The sequence below is a fragment of the Paraglaciecola marina genome, from assembly GCF_004360155.1.
In the GTDB taxonomy this organism is placed as follows: Bacteria; Pseudomonadota; Gammaproteobacteria; order Enterobacterales; family Alteromonadaceae; genus Paraglaciecola; species Paraglaciecola marina.
In genome coordinates, this window is sequence record NZ_ML178721.1 from 16,192 (window position 1) to 34,004 (window position 17,813).

Below are 17,813 nucleotides of genomic sequence, written 5' to 3' on the forward strand. Positions count from 1 at the left end.
ACGCTGTAGCTAGATTTATAGCTTGTATCAATAAGTTTGTATGCCAAATCTAAGTAAATGGCGGGGTAACACTTCGTCAAGATTTAGAATATCTTGGCCTGTTAGCTCTATGAGTTTGAATTTGTTTTCTTTATATATAGCGAGCTTTTTGTCTTTCTTTGCTTGTAACTTTATATCTAGATTATTACGCCAGTATTCAATGTACACTTTTCCTGTTGGAATATAAAAAGTACAATAAACTTCTTCTTCAATAGGTAGCTTGCGATTATAAGCATGAGTAATCTCTGCCAGATAAAGCCAGTTATCTATCAACATTTCTGATTCAGAGTTTACCCAATGACCATCTACAGAACAGAACTTAGTGGGTGTTTCTTGACCGTTATCATTCAAATTAGCTAGGCTTTTTGACATAGCTTGAATTGCGCCTAACAGTATTGGTGAATTTATTAGCGTCTCGGGCCATTTCACATAGGGGATACCGGTACGCGAGTCTTCATTTTGAAGGGCCCCTTGATGGAGGCCATGTTCAGTTGCGAGCCAACCTTTTAAATTTTTGTTCAGCCACCCTAGTTCTGAGAAAATATGATTTAGCTTTTTCGCAGTTAAGCCTAATGTCCCAGCCATTTTACTGGAGGTTATCATTGCTATTGGAGTATCTGGTGTTTGATGGGGGGGCAGTTTACTTAGATCAAAATTCTCAGGCCATTCGATATAGTTACCAAGCTTGGCTGAGGTTTTGATTTTACCTCCGGCAAGTTTACCTTTGGCTGTGAGTTGCCATTTATCAGACTCGCGAAGAATATAGTTAACCTCAAGGAGTTTGGAAAACAATACTTTGGGCTCTAAGTTTTGTCGTTTGGCTAGTGCCGTGGTTGAAAAGTACTTAATACCTTGCCCCTTTGGAAAAATGTCATGTAACTATAATTAAAAATTACTTTTAAAAACTTATGGGTTATTAAAACGTAAAAGCCTATAAAAAAATACCCCATCATTTCTGATAGGGTATGAGATTTATAAAAAAGGTAGAAGTATGTTTCTACCTAAAGTTACTTTCAGAAAACAATTATGGGTATTGTCCTTCTTCTATTAGCAACAAGCTATTTGCACCTATGCCAAACAATTTATCCACTGTTCCACTAGGCCATTTAACTGTTATTTGCTCAGCAGATGTGAGATCTCCTAAACCAAATGTTGCTTCTAGTTCCTCTGCAGAGGCAAAGCTTAAACCGGCTCTAAGGTAACGAACCATAGTTTTGCCGTCGGCCACTACCTCAACTCTAGCGCCTACACCATAACTATTGCTGGTAGTACCTTGTAATTGAACTTTAATGAAGTTACCTACAGGTCCGTCATTACGGAATACTTGTACGCCAGTATCTTCATGGGCTATAAACCAGTCCATGTCACCGTCTTCATCAAAGTCAAACCAAATTGTACCTTTTGATTTGCCATCACTAGCCACTCCTGCCGCCTCTGTAACTTCGATAAACTCTAGCTCCCCAGTACCATCAGAAATATTTTGATAGAGTACATTTGCTTGGCTAGGAGATGTCGCAAAGCCACCTGCCACTATACTTAAGTCTTCGTCTCCATCGTTATCAAAGTCAACAAAGCTCGCACCCCACTCGGTAACATCTCGATTTAGAATACCGGCTGCTTGGCCTATACGACTAAAGGTACCGTCACAGTTGTTTGCATGAAGGTATGACTCTGCGGCATCGCTTGTCATTTGACTATTGGCGTTATTGGTAACTAACACATCAAGACATCCGTCTCCATTTGGATCTCCCACCGCTATACCCATACCATGCTGGGCGGTATCATCTAAGCCAGCCGCAGCTGTGGCATCTTCCATATTGCCAGCTCCTAGGTTTCGGTAAAACTCATCTGGACTAAAGTCTACAACTACCCAAAGGTCTTGAGTTAGATTCTCATCAAAATCAACCCATGCAGCCGAGAATGTAGGTCTAGACGGAGCGCCATGTATACCAAGAGATGGAGCAACATCAACGAAGTTACCATTACCGTCATTTTGGTACAGAATAGACAAAGGATCTGTGCCGTAACGTACTGATACAAACAAGTCTAAGTCGTTATCACCGTCATAATCATTCCAAGTCGCGCCTGTGGCTCCAGTAGCTGTATTTACGCCGGCGATAGCACCCACTTCTTCGAATGTGCCATCTCCGAGGTTGTGATACAACTCACCTCCTGCGGTTAATTGATTGTCATTGGCAATATATAAATCCAGTAGTCCATCATTATCATAATCACCCCAAACCACTGCACTATTCCTAGTTTTACCACTCACACCAACGCCTGCGGCGATACTGACATCGCTGAATGTACCATCACAGTTATTTTTGAGCAGTTTAGCCGCTTGGTTTCGAGTACTGACAGCTAAATCAACACAGCCGTCATTGTCGTAATCTCCAGCGGCTAACCCAACTGCATCTGGAATCACATTAAGACCGGTTGCGTCGGTAACATCAGTAAACTCTGGTGTTAAGTTAACGCCCACATGTACTATGATAGTTTGACGCCCTGGCACACCGGCGCTATCTAATACTTCCGCTGTAACAATATGAGAGCCAGTAGATAAAGAATCTGTATTCACAGTACTACCATTACCTATTATGCCATCAATACTTGAGCGCCAAGTAATTCCGCTAGATAAATCACCGTCTTGAATGTCGCTGGCTAAAGCATCAAACAAAATTGATTGGCCATCTTCAGTTCTTAATTCATCTACAGGAGAGCTTATGACAACTGATGGTGCTGTGTTGCCACTAGGATCCGAGAATAACACTACCAGTTGTGGGTGATTATCGGCATTCGCATCTTCACCTGAATAGAATGCTAAAGAGTCTTCAACATTGTCATCATTATCATCTAAGCTACAGGCTACCCTCATTTGTACATTTTCAGCCGATTCGATGGCAGCTAAACTCTCTTCACTAAGGCTTGTGCTTGACCAGTTTTCAGGGTCGAGAGTGGCATCAAATGTAGCTGCATTTTCTACTGTTGCAGTGGCTTGAAAATCACTGGATTCAAGGGCTAAATTACCGCTAAAACCAGAGGTATGTATATCTATCAAACATGGACCTAAGACTTGAGTAGGATCCACACCTGAAACACCACCTTGTTTTAAATTCAATGTAGCCGCACTTAACACACTGCCATCTGGTATATCTAATGCAAATGAAGTGAATAACTTGATTTGACTATCATTTCTAAAGTCACCAAATCGTAACGCCCCACCTCCTGCAAAAGTAGATAACACAGACCCGCCTTGGTTAGTATTTTCGTTAGACTCTATTACAAATCCATCAAACTCGGCTGTTGAGGTAAAGGTTGCCTCACTAGGTGTTAATTGGCCGTAAATAGTTACAAAAGTAGATGCCGAAGTTTCATTACTTTCACTGTCTGTTATTGAAGCTGATATAGTATGTTCACCTGGTGATAGTGTTGAAACTACTAAAGTATCGCCAGAGCCGATCTCACCATCAACGTCAGAGCTCCACACTACCGCAGTAGAAATATCACCATCTTCAAAATCATCAGCTTGAGCTGATAAGAACAAATCGACACCTTGGTCAACACGTGTGTCGTAGCTAGGCGCTAAAATAGTTAAAGTAGGAGCTTGGCTGCCTATAGATATTTCAAAATAAATGACTTTTATTTGACCATCGCTGTCTGTGACTGTGGCAGATATAACGTGTACACCGTCTGAAAGACTGTCAGTGGATATTGAGCTGCCTGTCCCTAGCTCACCATCTACTGAAGATGCCCATACAATCATTTCTGAAATATCAAGGCCATCAGAATCAAAAGCAGTAGCAGATAACTCAACTAATTCTCCTGGTTCGAATACCTCACCATCTACAGATGTAACCATAGTTACAGTAGGTAAAATACCTAGTTCACCAGAGAATATCGATACAGCATGGTTGAATGCATCTGGACCTATTTCGGCTCCCATGAAACGCCCCGGAATATCATCTGCTGTTGGATGAATACCGCCGTATATTCTGGATAAACTGGTTTCATCGGAAGCGTCAGCATAGGTTGCCCATTGCAAAACGATATCAACACTAGGGCCATCCTCAAATACTAAAAACTCATCTTTCGGTGCTTCAAACGTTCCCATACCGCCAGGAAAAAATTCGTCACCAGTGATTAAAGTCATGACTTCTGCAGCTGCTCGGCTGAAAGTACTATGACCAGACACGTATCCAGCAAAAGGAGGAGTTACAAAAGTTGGTCGCTGATATGGCCACCAATTTTCACATAATATCCAACCTACGCCGGCAGTATCGTTTTCTGTATCTAAGATATAGTCTGGACCCCGCCAAGCCATAACAGCGATTTTTCCAATATTTTCGCCATTATCACCTGCCAAATGCTCATGAATACCTCCAGGTGCGGCAGTTGTACTTGTTACTAATTCATATTTTCCTGATTCAAGAGCTAGGCCGTTTGCATTATAGTTAGAACCACTCGGATCTGACGATTGCCCCAGATCACACATGTGGCGTATAGCTGATACTGGTCTGATGTAATCGTACCAGCCTTTAACTCCCCAAGCTGAGATTGCAGCATCATGCATTGCTCCGCCTAATACTAAATAGGCTTTTACATCAAACTCTAATGGGTCGAGTAACTCACCTACACCATTAAATCGAGTTTCAAAAAGATCATGGTCCATTACATAGTTTGCTATGCCAAACCAATGGCCTGGAGGAGTTTCTGAATCTGGACCGTCAGCCCAAAATTCTGCTAAAACTCGATAATAATCTCCAGCTGGAACAATTTCTTGCTCATAGGGCAAACCTGTTGCTGGATTCAAATCGTGGCCATTACCAGCGTTTGTACCAATTGGATTATTACCATTAGATGCAGGACTTATATCAATCATTACGCCATCGGCTGGGTCAAGGAATCCACTCCATTCAACGACTTGCTGAAATCCTTCTCTATAATCATCTGTTCCTAATGCTGGTGGGGCCCCTGGATCGTGGTAAACCCAATAATCAAAACCGTCACGGTTATAGATGGTAAGGTCTTCTTCTGTTAAGGCAAAAGGAGTGACTTGGCCCCATTCTGGGCTTAGGAACTCTGATGCGCCACCGGGTATTGGGTTGCCACTCTGATCAATAAAAAATTCCAGTGACAATGGCTGCCACCTATTTGGATCGATTAAGTCTGGGTTGCCTGGCAGATCAGGTAATAAAGGAGGATTTACCGCTTCATAATAGAGATTACTAAAACTTCCTAGTTCATTGGAACCATCTGTTAAACCAAATTCTAAAACAGTAAACGCTATTCGGTTACCTAGTGCAGCAGGAGAGTCTCCTTCGGTGGATGTAAATTCTTTATCAAAACCAAGTTCATCCATCTTTTCATCAAAGTCAGCTAAGCTGGTTTCAGCACCTGGAGATGTTGAAAAGCGCCAACTTAATATACGATAGGCTGCGTAACTAATAGCTTCAAAGCGTGCAGCAGACACATCTTCTACAGGCTCCATTTTTTCATGGTGTAATACCTGCCCTGCTTCAGGGTCATAGGCCGCCCATGCATCATACATGGCCGCTGAAGTGTGAAAAAGGTTACGAGCATGAACGGTTGGGCGAGCGAAATCATGGCGAATTGCTTCCAATAGCTCCTCGTTCCATTGCCTAGCAGCTGAATGCTCGGCTGGTGTGTTTACTTCTGAATAATTTATGACTAATTCGGGACTAAATTGAGCTAGTTCACCAGAGCTAAAAGTTGCGGTGTCTTGGCTGGAGTCGCCATTATCGTCTACGACACAGTAAGCTCTAATCTGGGTTATACCCGCAGTATCTATAGCGTTTAAACCGTTAGAATTTAATTGTGCTTCTGACCATTCTCCAGGGGTTATGACATTCGTTAAGGTTCCTGCAGACATAGCCGTAGCTGTGGCATTAAAGTCTGAGGATTCTAAAGCCGAATTACCACTAAATGCTCCACTATTGACATCAATTAAACATGGTCCCAATGTCTCAAATACGTTTTGCCCAATGGCTCTTCCAAACCTTAGTCGCAAAGTCGCAGAGTCAATTGTTGAGTCTTGAGGAATAGAAGATGTGTCAAAAGATACAATCGTTTTTACTTGTCTATTATCTGGAAAGTCTCCAATAACTAGAGCTGAAGTTCCAGTTTGATTGGATTTGTTAAACCCGCCATTACCATTTAAAGCTGGACTTTCAGCTACAATCCCATCCATAGATGCGATTGATGGAAGAACAACTTCTATTGATTGAGCGTGTGAGATTGTACTAAAGCTGAAAAATATTGAACTAAATACTGCAAGAACAGAATGTTTATTTTTTATAACTGTTTTATGTAAGTTCTTTCGCTTGCTAATAATCGGTATAGTGCGCAATGCGCTACCCCGAATACTAGTCTTTACTCCATTAAATACCTTCATGTTGAATACCTTCATTTTAGGATAGCTTAATAACAAAACGTCTATTTTGTTTAACACACAAATTTTTTAATTTGTACTGCTTATTTTTTACTCACCCAACATAAATAGTCAATAGCTTTACTTAGATTTTACACAGAATGCACATGTTGGTTGTTTTTATTACCTGAATCTAAAATATCTACAGTGATTTGTGGATAGTATTTCTGTGAATAATAATTAATTGACGAGCAAATGAAGAGAATTCAAATGGTTTCGATGTGTGAAGTTGCAGTTTTTAAATTTGTAGGGCGAAATAAATGTGTTATGAAACGAATTAAATAGGAAAGGGATGTTAAATATTCAAGGAAATTTCTGAACTACGTAAGAAATGGTGGCCCTTCCCTGACTCGAACAGGGGACCTGACGATTATGAGTCGTATGCTCTAACCAACTGAGCTAAAGGGCCACATCTAAGATATTGATTTTGAAAACCAAGGGCTAATCAAAATCGAGGCGCAGTATAAGCAGTTTTTTAGGGATTGTCATCTTACTTGTTATATAAAAGAGTTTGGTTGCTGGATTTTTCATCAGCTTGGCCTAATGAAGCTATTTTTACTGTTTCAGATTTGCTTAAATCGAGAATTTATCCAATATTTATTTAGATTACGTTTTTTTGAGTATTTAAACTGTATTAAACTTTAGTATTAAAACATTAGTTTAATGAGCAAACCTAAATAATAAAACAGCTGCCGTAAAATTTTGTTCCCCTTTAACTAACAGGTGCAAGGCCAAATAAACTTTGGTATCTTCTTTATACTAAATGCACTTCACGCATTGAATTGGAGATTAAAGTGACAGAAAAACCCTATTTAGTAAGTGGTCGCAATACCATTATTCATAAAGTAAGAAAGTTAGATTTGCTGATTGTAAATGGTGACGATCATCCACCAGTATTGGTGAGCCATAAAGGCATTAAAGAATATACCGGAGAAATCCCTGAAAACAAACGGGATGCAAAAGCTTTAGATCTAGAAAAAGTTGATATCAGTAGTATTGACGTTTTTGGTGAAGAAAAGATTTTGGTATTCATCCAAACTATTAACGGTAAAGAGTATAAAGTTGATTATAGTAAATATGGCACTCCCTTATTTATAAAGATTCATCAAGAGAATGCATTTTAAATCAACCTCTAAACCCAATTAAAGCCCTGTTTACAGGGCTTTTAGTTTAATTAAATACCTGAATACATTCGGTGATAAAGCCTCTCGTTAGAGAGTTAACAATTCACGCGTGCAAATGTTGCAGTTGATTGCTAGCTAGTAACTAAATGTTTCTCGATAACTTTTTAGTGAAGTTTATCTTATGTACAAGGTATTTCGTCACATTTTCGTTTTTTCGTAATATAACGCTTCTACACTTGAAGTGTCGGAGTAGTGACCGATGAATACATGATTAATTAGGGGAACCTTTAACATGTATTGTTCCTTGGATTGAAAAGGGCTGTTGCCGTATGGCTCAGCCCTTTTTTACATCGTCTATTTTACAACTTTCCTAGTTTAATTTAGTGCTGAATAATAGTTGAACTCAATAAAATATAAGCTGTCTTTATTTTGTACTTTATTAAAAATTAAGGAAAATTAGTGAATCAATTATCAGCAATTGTGTTGTGTCTATCTCTGAGTTTTTCAGCCGCAGGCTCAGCAAAGCAAGCGACTGCCGTTGAGCAAGCCACTGCAGTGTTAAAATCTGGAGATACAGAGTTAGCCATTGAGTTGCTTAAAAAACAAGAGAACGACCCTCAAGCTATGTTGCAACTAGCAAAAATTTATATTGCGTCTGACCTAGATGAAGCCGAAGACTGGATTGAGAAGGCAGCAGAAAAGCAAACTGATAACGCTGAAATTCATTATTGGCGTGGCAGAATTATGGGTAGCCAAGCACAAAATTCAGTTTTTTCTGCCTTAAGTTATGCAGGTAAATCACTGGATAGTTTTACGCTTGCAGTTGAGTTGAAGCCTGATTCTGTGCTTTATAGAAACGCCCTAATGCAATTTCATCTTCAAGCGCCAGGGATCGCCGGTGGCGATGTCGAAATAGCAAAACAACAAGTTTTACGCATAACAGAGTTAGATGTTAAGGCTGGTTTAAAAGCAGAAATTGATTATGCATTTGCTGAAGATGATGAGTTAGCTGCGCAACAGTTACTTAATGATGCGATGCTAGCCTATGAAGATATTCCTGATTTCTATTTTGATGCGGGAATGATCCAGCAACGTCAGGAAAACTATTCAAAAGCCTTTGAATATTTTACCCAAGCTATAAGTAAAAAAGCTGAAGATGAAAGGAGTGTGAAAGCAAAATACTCTGCATTTTACCAACTTGGTAAAACATCTGTATTAAGTGAACAAAATATTGAGACAGGAATAAGTGCCCTTCAAGAATATGTTGCAAACTATCCAGATTTAGAAGGTTTAGCCCCTATACCCTGGGCTCAATTTCGTTTGGCTAACTTATTAGCCTTAAATGGTCAAAAGCCAGAAGCCAAAAACCTTTATCAAGAATTACTAGAGTCAAGTCTCCAAGATGTTGCTAAGGGAGCTAAAAAGGCCCTCAAAAAGATGTAAGCATACTCCTGATTAAGCTATCACTTCTTACCACGCTGGTCTTCAGCGTGGTTTTACTAAACAATCTTCCTTGAATTTTGCAATAATACCCTCAACATAAGGTTCATCTATTGTAAGGCGAATAATTACATTGCCTTTCTGCTTTCTTAAGGAACGATATTGACCATTAAACTCGGTATAGTGATGGATGCCATCACCTCAATTAACATCAAAAAAGATACTAGTTTCGCCATGTTATTGGATGCTCAAGAACGTGACTATGAGTTGTTCTACATGGAAATGGCTGACTTATATTTGCAAAATGGCAAACCCATGGCACGTATGCAAAGATTGTCTGTTCAAGAAGATGCCGATAATTGGTTTGCTTTAGAGCAAGAACAGTATCTAGGGTTAGCTGAACTAGACGTGATTTTGATGCGTAAAGATCCCCCTGTAGATAACGAATTTATTTACGCTACACATATGTTTGAATTGGCTGAACAAAGTGGTACTTTGATTGTGAATAAAGCACAAAGTCTACGTGATTTTAACGAAAAGTTATTTACGTCTTGGTTCCCAGATTTAGTCGCCGATACTCTTGTTACTCGTGATTCAAAGTTAATTAGAGAGTTTCATAAAACTCATCAAGACATTATCTGCAAGCCCTTAGACGGCATGGGTGGCACCTCGATTTTCAGAGTTAAAGAAGACGGTAATAATCTAGGCGTTATTATTGAAACTTTAACAGAACTGGGTTCTCGCTATGCTATGTTTCAAAAGTTCTTACCTGAAATTAAAGACGGCGATAAACGTATCTTAATTGTAGATGGGCAAGTGGTGCCTTATGCTTTGGCCCGTTTACCCACTAAAGGTGAAAACCGAGGTAATTTAGCTGCTGGTGGTACAGGTCGTCCGCAACCATTATCTGAATCAGATTTGAAAATTGCTGAAACTATTGCACCTCTATTGGTTGAAAAGGGACTCATTTTTGTAGGACTTGATGTTATCGGTGATAGAGTAACTGAAATTAATGTGACTAGCCCTACTTGTGTTCGAGAAATTGAAGCGGCCTATGATGTCAATATCACTGGTATGTTGTTTGATGCTATAGAAAAACGTGTAGCGGCTATTCGTGGCAATACGGCCTAAGAGGTTTAAGACTTAATGCAAAGTTTGCAAAATTATCTGCTAATTGCCACACCTACCATGGAAGACCCTTATTTCTCACGTACTGTGACTTACATATGCGAACACAATAAAAATGGGGCCATGGGATTAGTCATAAATCAACCTGTTGGTATGAAGTTAAAAGAGCTTATTAATCAGGTGGATGAAGAGGCTGAAGTACTCGACGCAAAAGCAGATGAAATTGTTTTGGCAGGTGGCCCCGTAAGTCAGGACCGTGGGTTTATTTTGCATACCTCACAACCCGGCTGGAGTTCAAGTTTAACTATGACTTCAGATATCATGGTGACTACGTCTAAAGACATAATTTCTTCGTTAGGTAATGAACAAGCTCCCGATAAATCTTTAGTGATTTTGGGGTATGCAGGCTGGTCTGCTGGCCAATTAGAAGAAGAAATTCAAACCAATTCTTGGTTAATGGTAGAGGCAGATGTAGAACTACTTTTTGATGTGCCTATTCATAAAAAGTGGGAAACAGCCGTACATCGCCTAGGAGTTGATGTATGGCAGCTTGGACCAGATGTAGGCCACGCATAAGTGAATAAGCAAGGACAACGCACAGTACTGGCCTTTGACTTTGGTACTAAAAGTATAGGTGTTGCCGTGGGGCAAGAGATCACAGGCACGGCTTCCCCTTTAGACGCCTTGAAAGCAGTTGATGGTATTCCAAATTGGGATCTACTCGCTAAGGTTTTTGAGGAATGGTCGCCACAATTAGCTGTTGTGGGGTTGCCGTTAAATATGGATGGCTCGAATCAACAAGTAACGTTTGCAGCTAAAAAGTTTGCCAACCGCTTAAACGCTAAGTATAGGGTTAAAGTGGAAACTTGTGATGAGCGCTTAACAACCGTAGATGCTAAAGCACGTTTATTTGAGCTGGGTGGATATAAAAAATTAGATAAACAAAAAGTAGATAGTGTGTCTGCTTGTTTGATTTTTGAAAGTTGGGTGGAGTCACAGTATTAAACGCCCGATAAAAGGACGGTATAAGGACGGTATAAGAGAAGACTAAGCCCTCAGATTTAAGGGCTTAGTTACATCAAAATTAGTCGTTACTATGTAGGCTAGCGTTTAAACCGCCCCATTTAGATGAGTCAGCGACTACGGCTTCAACTACACCTGTTTGACTATTACGGCGGAATAACAAACCGTTCATGCCTGATAATTGGCGCGCTGCCACTACTTCACCATCAGGTGTAGTCACTTTAGTTCCGGCAGTTACATATAAGCCTGCTTCTACGATGCAGTCGTCACCTAAAGAGATACCAATACCGGCGTTTGCACCAACCATACTGCTTTTGCCGATAGAGTTAATGGTTTTACCACCACCAGACAAAGTACCCATAGTTGAGGCTCCACCGCCAATGTCTGAGCCGTCTCCTACCACAACACCCTGTGATATACGGCCTTCAACCATAGAACTGCCTAATGTACCGGCATTGAAGTTTACAAAACCTTCATGCATCACAGTACTACCAGAAGCTAAATGTGCGCCCATACGAACTCTGTCTGCATCGCCAATACGTACACCTTCAGGGATAACGTAATCGGTCATTCTTGGGAACTTGTCGATAGAAGTCACTGCTAAGTGATGTTCTTCTTCAGCAATAAGCTCGCGTAAAACTTCAACTTTTGCAGGTAATACCGGGCCAGCTGAGGTCCAGGCTACATTTGTTAATAAACCAAAAACACCTTCAAGGTTAATTTGGTTAGGTTGTACTGCACATTCTGATAAAAGGTGTAAACGTAGATATGCGTCTTCTGCTGACTCTGGTTTTGCGTCTATATCGATGGTGATTTCAACATATTCGCCCTTGATTAACCCAACTTTGCTGGCTAAACAGTTACGTGAGATATACTTATTGCTACGAGGAAACCATACATCTAAGGTTTTACCACTTTCTACATCGAGGTATCGATGACCATTGCGAGTGATTGTCATACTATTGTCCTAAAAGGGATTTAATTATTGGGTAATTATCCCTTTTATTGGAGCAAATCGCAGCTACTTTTATTTATAGGTTATGCCAATTGCTACATTAAGTCTGATTATGCTCATTTGACCAAGTCGCAAAAATGTCTGACTTTAAAAAAGCTTGGTGATTTTCTAATGAGGAAATTAATTCTGAATTAATTATATAGTCAAACTTGGCTATCAGTACGTCGATAACTTCAGTTGCTAAATCGTGATCCTCACTAAAAAATGCAACTTGTAATAGAACAAAGTAAGCTTCTTCATCTAGTGGATTCGATAATATTGCTGCCCTCGCATGTTTAGCCGCAAGGGTATGATTGTTATCATAACCATATAGAATCGCCAGTTCACTTTGCATTTTACTGTCCATCAAAGCGAATGGCTGGATTGAATTAACCGCGTTTATAGCGGCTTTAAAATTTTTGTTCTGAAAATAGTGGCCTTCAAACATCAGTGATGTTTTACCACGTTTCTCAAAGTTTCCGATAATAGACTCAATCAGTTGTGTGTAGTTTTCATTTGCTGCAAATTGGCCTATCGAACGCAATACAAAGTCATCTAATGCGCCTTTGGGAGATATAGTATCTTCAGATCTTTCATAGATTTTGACTATCTCTCGTATATCTTGTGATTGAACGGCTACCAACAAATCATCAACCAATTGTTTGTTATCTCCAGCACTATTTTCACTCATGAGTGAAGTAAAACTGATTAGGAAATTGAGCCCCGATAATTCATACGATACTGGGTGAAAGTCAAATATTTGGAAGGTGTTGGGGTTAAGCCAGATGGTAAAGTAGTTGTACCCTTCTGAGGTTTCTAAGCGATAATAACTGGCGACCTGTCCTTGTGAGAAGGTTTCTGAATATAGGTATTCCCAATTAAACTCCTCCGTAAATAAAGTAACTGATTCAATAATTTTATTTTTAAACTGTGATGCGGTTTTATGCACTTGTTTTGAAGTGAGGAATAGCTGGGGAGCGCGTTTAGTTAACTTTTCTGTTATTAGACTAGTGCTTATCTGGTTTTCAAAAAATACAAGGTCGGCATTATTTAATGCCGTTTCTAATTGGGTATTGAATGTAAAAAGAGTGCTGGCATTTAGCTCTAATGGTTTTAATTCGATTTTTGGTGTTGGCACTTCAACGTTAGTAGATTGACAGCCGCTGATGACAATTATTAGTAGTATTGCCCAATATCCACTAAGTATTTTTCTGAGCTGCATATTAACGTCCTGTGTTTGAAATAAGGGTAAGTTGTTTTGAGTTTAATGTAGTGAGAAGCTTGTTTAATTCTGGTCTACCATATTCTTCGGTAACGTTAGTAATGCTGTTGCTATAGGCCATACGGTTTTGGATTTTGTCTAATAAAGCAATGTGCTCTGAAATGTGATTTACAGGGACACTATTATTTTTTGTAATATATTGGTTTCTAAATCTAAAACGACGCCTATCATATGATAAATCTGAAATAAATTTGATGTATTGGTCTTCTAAAACCAGATGTTCTGTCTCAGATGTAAAATCAATATGTTCAGGAAGTTGTAAAATCACATCATGGTCAACTGATACATGTTCAGCTATAGCAAGGGGGTGGTCTCGCTTTATTGAGTTAGGTTTTTCAACATATTGACCTGCATAATTCCCTATTAATTGAAATTCTGCACTATTATTCTCATTTAAAAACCAAAAGTCAGGAACTAAGTAATGTTCAGTGATGGTTACAATATTACTTGTAGTATTGTCGTCAATTGTTAATGGCTCTAGTACTTCTATGTTTGGAAAACGTTTTGCATAGTAGTTCATATACTGCTTACTTAGTTTTTCTTTTCCCTGTGATTTAACTCTATATCGAATATATTCTGCCTCTTGAAAACTAAACTTGGTTTGTATCTTCCATTGAACCGGTGACATGTAATCAGCACTCAGAATAAGTTCTTTAATACCAATATGGGATAGAAAGTTTTGGGAAGGTGTTGCATCAATAAGCCCTGAAGACTCAGGGCTCACAATTAATGCCAGACCATAATCGGTTTGATGTTTTGATTGATAAGTTTTTCCTTGATGGGTGATAGTAGGGTCTACCCAATAACGCTGACCATTGGCGGAAAACTCTACAATGGCATGGTCAAAGAAACTATGGCTAGGTAAATAATTATTTAATGACTCTTTAAAGCTTGTTGAAACTAAAGCAGGGTGGGCGTCAATTCCTAATTGAGTCAGTAAAAAAGCCAGTAAATAGGATTTGTCTTTACAGTCACCGGTTCTATTTTCAAATGTGTCTGATGGGCGATGAGGGCGATGGGAGTTTTCACCTAGTTCTAACCCTAAGTATCTAATTTGGTCTTGTGTAAAGTTTATTGCCTGACTGATCGCAGTGTCTTGATCTAGGCTTTTTAATTCTTGGATAAAAGCATCAAGTTCTTTTGACGGAATATAATCAGTGGTAAATAAGTCATTTGCCCAAGTGGCTACATCACGCCAGTCATTGTATTCGCTAAACTGCACAAAAGGGTAGGGATTATAAGAAGTGGGCATATTGTCTTCTTCAAATAAAACAGGGGCATCAGTGAGAGTCAGTGAATAACTTAGTAAATCTCCTGATACGTTGGTATTTATTTGGGCATTTGAATTAAACACTTTATGATTCAATGGTCTGTCTTTAGGCATTTTTGCGATAACATTCACCTTATCTACCGGTATAGTCCAACCTAGATAAGTACTATAAGTAAGGCGGCTCCCAAATACTGGATTTGAACCAATAACTGTATAGCTATAGTCAATAATATCTCCCACTCGAGTGCCTTTCAGTAGCAATAACGCATCAACTAAGCCCGAATAAATGTTCTTATCTTGACTTTCTTCAGCATTAATTATTTCAATATCATCGATATCAAAATTGTTGACTACTTTACCATTTCGATGAACGCTAACATCATGTACTACTAGGGTTTCATATGCAGGATTAAAGCGAACTCGGATATCAGAATTTGATTCTACTCCGGTAATATCTGTGAGCGAATACACATAACGTGAGTAGGCTTGCTTGCCCTTTACTCCTGATATTTGATTGTCTACTAAATGATAATGGGTTGGACTATTGAGCGATGCCAATTCACCTACTTGATAGGCTTGCAATGCTACCCATGGAGCGGGGGCTGCCTTGGATACTTTGGCTGAGTGCAAATTGACATTAGTTGCACCTATGCTAGGAAGGCATATTCCTAATAGGGTTAGCCCCCAGAGTAATAGTTTAGCTGTTTGACGAATTGGCATCCTAAATTGAAACATCTTCTTTCCTGAATGATTTTATAGTTTGTGACTAGAGTTAATTTTTATAACGTTAACAGTGGAGGGGTGATACTTTTGGGCTTGGTGGTGGCTATTACCTCAGCAATTACAAAATTATACAATTCTAGTTCAACTCCTCTGCCGTTCATATTTGCCCCACTTTTATCAAAAAAGCAAAAGCTCAATACTTGGGTGAAATTGTTTTGTTGCCATAGGTAACAACGGTCAAAACCAGTATGCAGAAGGGCATATTCATTATCGTCTGATACAAATTTTGCACTTTTAGAGATGTTTTTATTTTCTAAATATTCAAGAGCTAGTGGGTGTATCGAGTTCTCTTCTCGCAGCTCATCAATAAACTGCTCTAAGGAGATATTCCCCTTTTGTTGCTTACTGATTGCGTAGGCTTGCGCTATCGAAAACGGAGCACCATATTTTTGAATGGCTGCTTGCAGTGTTTGCTCTTTTACTGGGGTAATATCAAAATAACTATCTTTTAGTAAATATTTGATATTAATACGATTTACAAAGCCACTATCTTTGTTGAAGTAAAGAGAGAGCAGTTGATTAAGGCGAGTTCCCAAGTACGCTTGGTCAAAGCTAAATTGAATTTTATCGCTACGATAGCCACCTCGAATCCTACCTAAGTCGCCCCCTTGGGAGTCTAGATTAATGGCTTGTGATAGTACATTATCTCCAATTTTCACCCCTTTAATATCAAACAGTTTAGAGCTGTTTATAGCAGCTTTTGGCAGGGTAGCTGCCTTATCAAAACGTTTTAAACCACTTAATGTTTCGAATGGGTGAGGTGTCGCTTGGGCTACTATCGTCAATAATGCGGAAATTAGTATGAGTATTCTTAACAAGGTTTTGGACCTTTAATCTGCAATTTAAACTAGAGTAACATTAAAATTGACGAAGTTTGAATACTGGATATTGTGATTCAAGGAAATGCTGCATTCGCTAACAGACTAGAGATTGTCTGCTAGCGGATAGGTTTAGTCTATTTCTATATCTAGCATCTTTGACACAGTTGCAGTTCCACCTGCTGTCACCTTAGTAATTGTGTTATTTTTTAATGTAAGCATTACCTCAATACAACTCGGAGATGCTGGTTGCATAGCGTAACCCTGTTCTATAACGAAGGTGTCTTTGTGAATCTCCATCTCATCATATAGGTAACAAGCTAAAGGACCAGCGGCCATGCCCGTGGCCGACTCTTCATCTATGCCATAGTAAGGCGCAAACATTCGGCTTGATGCGTCTCTATTTCCTTGGTTAGTTTCGGTCGTAAAAACATAAAATCCAATTAAATTATATTTTTTTGAGAGCTTAGCTATCAGTGTTTGGTTTGGTTTTATAGCGGTTAAATCACCTTTACTTTTCACCCCAACAATGAGAAAGCTGTTACCTGTATTTGCAATCATTGGAGCTTTTAAGAGCTGATTTTGAGTGATCCCAAGGGCTTTTAAAATATCATCGCGATCAGAGTCAACATTTTGATAAGTTGGGGCAAGTTGCTCCATATAAGCCAAATCACCTTTAATTTCGATATCTCTATTACCTTCAATGGTTTCTTTTGACGTTTTTGGATTAGTGATTAAATTGAGCTGAGACAAATAGCTAAACGTTGCTATGGTTGCATGGCCACAGTGAGCTATTTGTTTTTCAGGTGTAAAAAAGTCAAGTTTGAAATCAGCGCTGCTAGATGCCGAAACAAAAGCGGTTTCTGATAAGCCGACTTGTTGTGCGATAGTGAGCTTTTGTGCTGTGCTTAAGGTGTCTGCATTGAGAACTACACCCGCTGGATTACCGCCTGTAGTGCCATCAATAAAGGAATTGAGTATTGCTACGTTTATATTCATGTTTGTTCTCCAAGTGAATTGAGAACTAATGCTAACTACCTAGACCATACTCTAGGTCAAGACTTTTTTAACCGGGCTACTTTCTCACTGGTGACATCAATATAATGTTGCAGATCTGCTTGCTGTTGATATAGCTTGTTTAGATGATCCTCTAAAATGTTTAGGCTTGCGAGGTTGTTATCGCTATAAAAGGCGTGAGCATAATTTTCGATTCGGCTTAATGGCATGCCAGAGTTTTTCATACAGGCTATCCAATTTAAAAGTTCCACATCTTTAGAGTTATATACTCTATGACCGCTATCATCTTTTTTTGCCCGATGAATAAGGCCTTTTTTTTCATAAAATCGAATAGTGTGAATGCCTAAGCCTGTGGCCTTGCTGATTGCCCCAATTTTCATACTGTTTGACTCTAAAAGTTAGCTTAGAGCTAGCTTATCAGGCAATGGCGTTGTATGCAGCTTGGGG

General features: G+C 39.3%; 13 protein-coding genes and 1 tRNA gene. 5 read left to right on the forward strand and 9 right to left on the reverse strand.

What is annotated here, in order from left to right; translation table 11 throughout:
- Positions 1 to 27 precede the first annotated feature (27 nt).
- The 3 genes from EOK74_RS02090 to EOK74_RS02100 all read right to left on the reverse strand — a co-directional run bounded on the left by EOK74_RS02090 (position 28) and on the right by EOK74_RS02100 (position 6,896).
- The gene (locus EOK74_RS02090; RefSeq protein WP_239023976.1) at positions 28 to 831 is read right to left on the reverse strand and encodes a glycerol kinase; all 804 of its coding nucleotides are present in this window, start codon (positions 829 to 831) and stop codon (positions 28 to 30) included.
- Positions 832 to 1,063: 232 nt separating this feature from the next.
- Positions 1,064 to 6,451, reverse strand: a complete 5,388-nt coding sequence (locus tag EOK74_RS02095; RefSeq protein WP_133468258.1) for an FG-GAP-like repeat-containing protein — start codon at positions 6,449 to 6,451, stop codon at positions 1,064 to 1,066.
- A gap of 368 nt (positions 6,452 to 6,819) precedes the next feature.
- Positions 6,820 to 6,896: transfer RNA gene (locus EOK74_RS02100), tRNA-Ile, on the reverse strand.
- Between the two features lie 385 nt (positions 6,897 to 7,281).
- On the opposite strand from EOK74_RS02100, the gene EOK74_RS02105 reads away from it, so the two are divergent.
- From EOK74_RS02105 to ruvX, 5 genes are all read left to right on the forward strand, one after another.
- Positions 7,282 to 7,611 carry a hypothetical protein gene (locus tag EOK74_RS02105; RefSeq protein ID WP_133468259.1) on the forward strand — a complete coding sequence of 110 codons (330 nt, stop codon included), beginning with the start codon at positions 7,282 to 7,284 and terminating at the stop codon, positions 7,609 to 7,611.
- A gap of 459 nt (positions 7,612 to 8,070) precedes the next feature.
- Entirely contained in the window at positions 8,071 to 9,054 is a 984-nt protein-coding gene (locus EOK74_RS02110; RefSeq protein WP_239023977.1) for a tetratricopeptide repeat protein, read from the forward strand.
- A gap of 159 nt (positions 9,055 to 9,213) precedes the next feature.
- Complete coding sequence (gene gshB, locus EOK74_RS02115; RefSeq protein WP_133468260.1) at positions 9,214 to 10,182, forward strand: glutathione synthase; 969 nt, start codon at positions 9,214 to 9,216, stop codon at positions 10,180 to 10,182.
- 15 nt (positions 10,183 to 10,197) lie between these two features.
- On the forward strand, positions 10,198 to 10,755 hold the full coding sequence (locus EOK74_RS02120) for a YqgE/AlgH family protein (protein ID WP_133468261.1): 558 nt from the start codon (positions 10,198 to 10,200) through the stop codon (positions 10,753 to 10,755).
- Positions 10,756 to 11,184: a Holliday junction resolvase RuvX gene (ruvX, locus tag EOK74_RS02125; RefSeq protein ID WP_133468262.1), complete on the forward strand. Its 429-nt coding sequence runs from the start codon at positions 10,756 to 10,758 to the stop codon at positions 11,182 to 11,184.
- Between the two features lie 79 nt (positions 11,185 to 11,263).
- On the opposite strand, the gene EOK74_RS02130 is transcribed toward ruvX, so the two are convergent.
- The 6 genes from EOK74_RS02130 to EOK74_RS02155 all read right to left on the reverse strand — a co-directional run bounded on the left by EOK74_RS02130 (position 11,264) and on the right by EOK74_RS02155 (position 17,746).
- Positions 11,264 to 12,160 carry a tetrahydrodipicolinate N-succinyltransferase N-terminal domain-containing protein gene (locus EOK74_RS02130; protein ID WP_133468263.1) on the reverse strand — a complete coding sequence of 299 codons (897 nt, stop codon included), beginning with the start codon at positions 12,158 to 12,160 and terminating at the stop codon, positions 11,264 to 11,266.
- Positions 12,161 to 12,257: 97 nt separating this feature from the next.
- The gene (locus EOK74_RS02135; protein WP_133468264.1) at positions 12,258 to 13,418 is read right to left on the reverse strand and encodes a tetratricopeptide repeat protein; all 1,161 of its coding nucleotides are present in this window, start codon (positions 13,416 to 13,418) and stop codon (positions 12,258 to 12,260) included.
- Position 13,419: 1 nt separating this feature from the next.
- Positions 13,420 to 15,483 carry a DUF3857 domain-containing transglutaminase family protein gene (locus EOK74_RS02140; RefSeq protein WP_133468265.1) on the reverse strand — a complete coding sequence of 688 codons (2,064 nt, stop codon included), beginning with the start codon at positions 15,481 to 15,483 and terminating at the stop codon, positions 13,420 to 13,422.
- Between the two features lie 44 nt (positions 15,484 to 15,527).
- A complete protein-coding gene (locus EOK74_RS02145) occupies positions 15,528 to 16,349 on the reverse strand; it encodes a hypothetical protein (protein WP_133468266.1) in 822 nt (273 codons plus the stop codon).
- 132 nt (positions 16,350 to 16,481) lie between these two features.
- Positions 16,482 to 17,348, reverse strand: coding sequence for a PhzF family phenazine biosynthesis protein (locus tag EOK74_RS02150; RefSeq protein ID WP_133468267.1), 867 nt, complete (start codon positions 17,346 to 17,348; stop codon positions 16,482 to 16,484).
- A gap of 56 nt (positions 17,349 to 17,404) precedes the next feature.
- Complete coding sequence (locus tag EOK74_RS02155) at positions 17,405 to 17,746, reverse strand: MerR family transcriptional regulator (protein WP_133468268.1); 342 nt, start codon at positions 17,744 to 17,746, stop codon at positions 17,405 to 17,407.
- Positions 17,747 to 17,813: the final 67 nt, after the last annotated feature.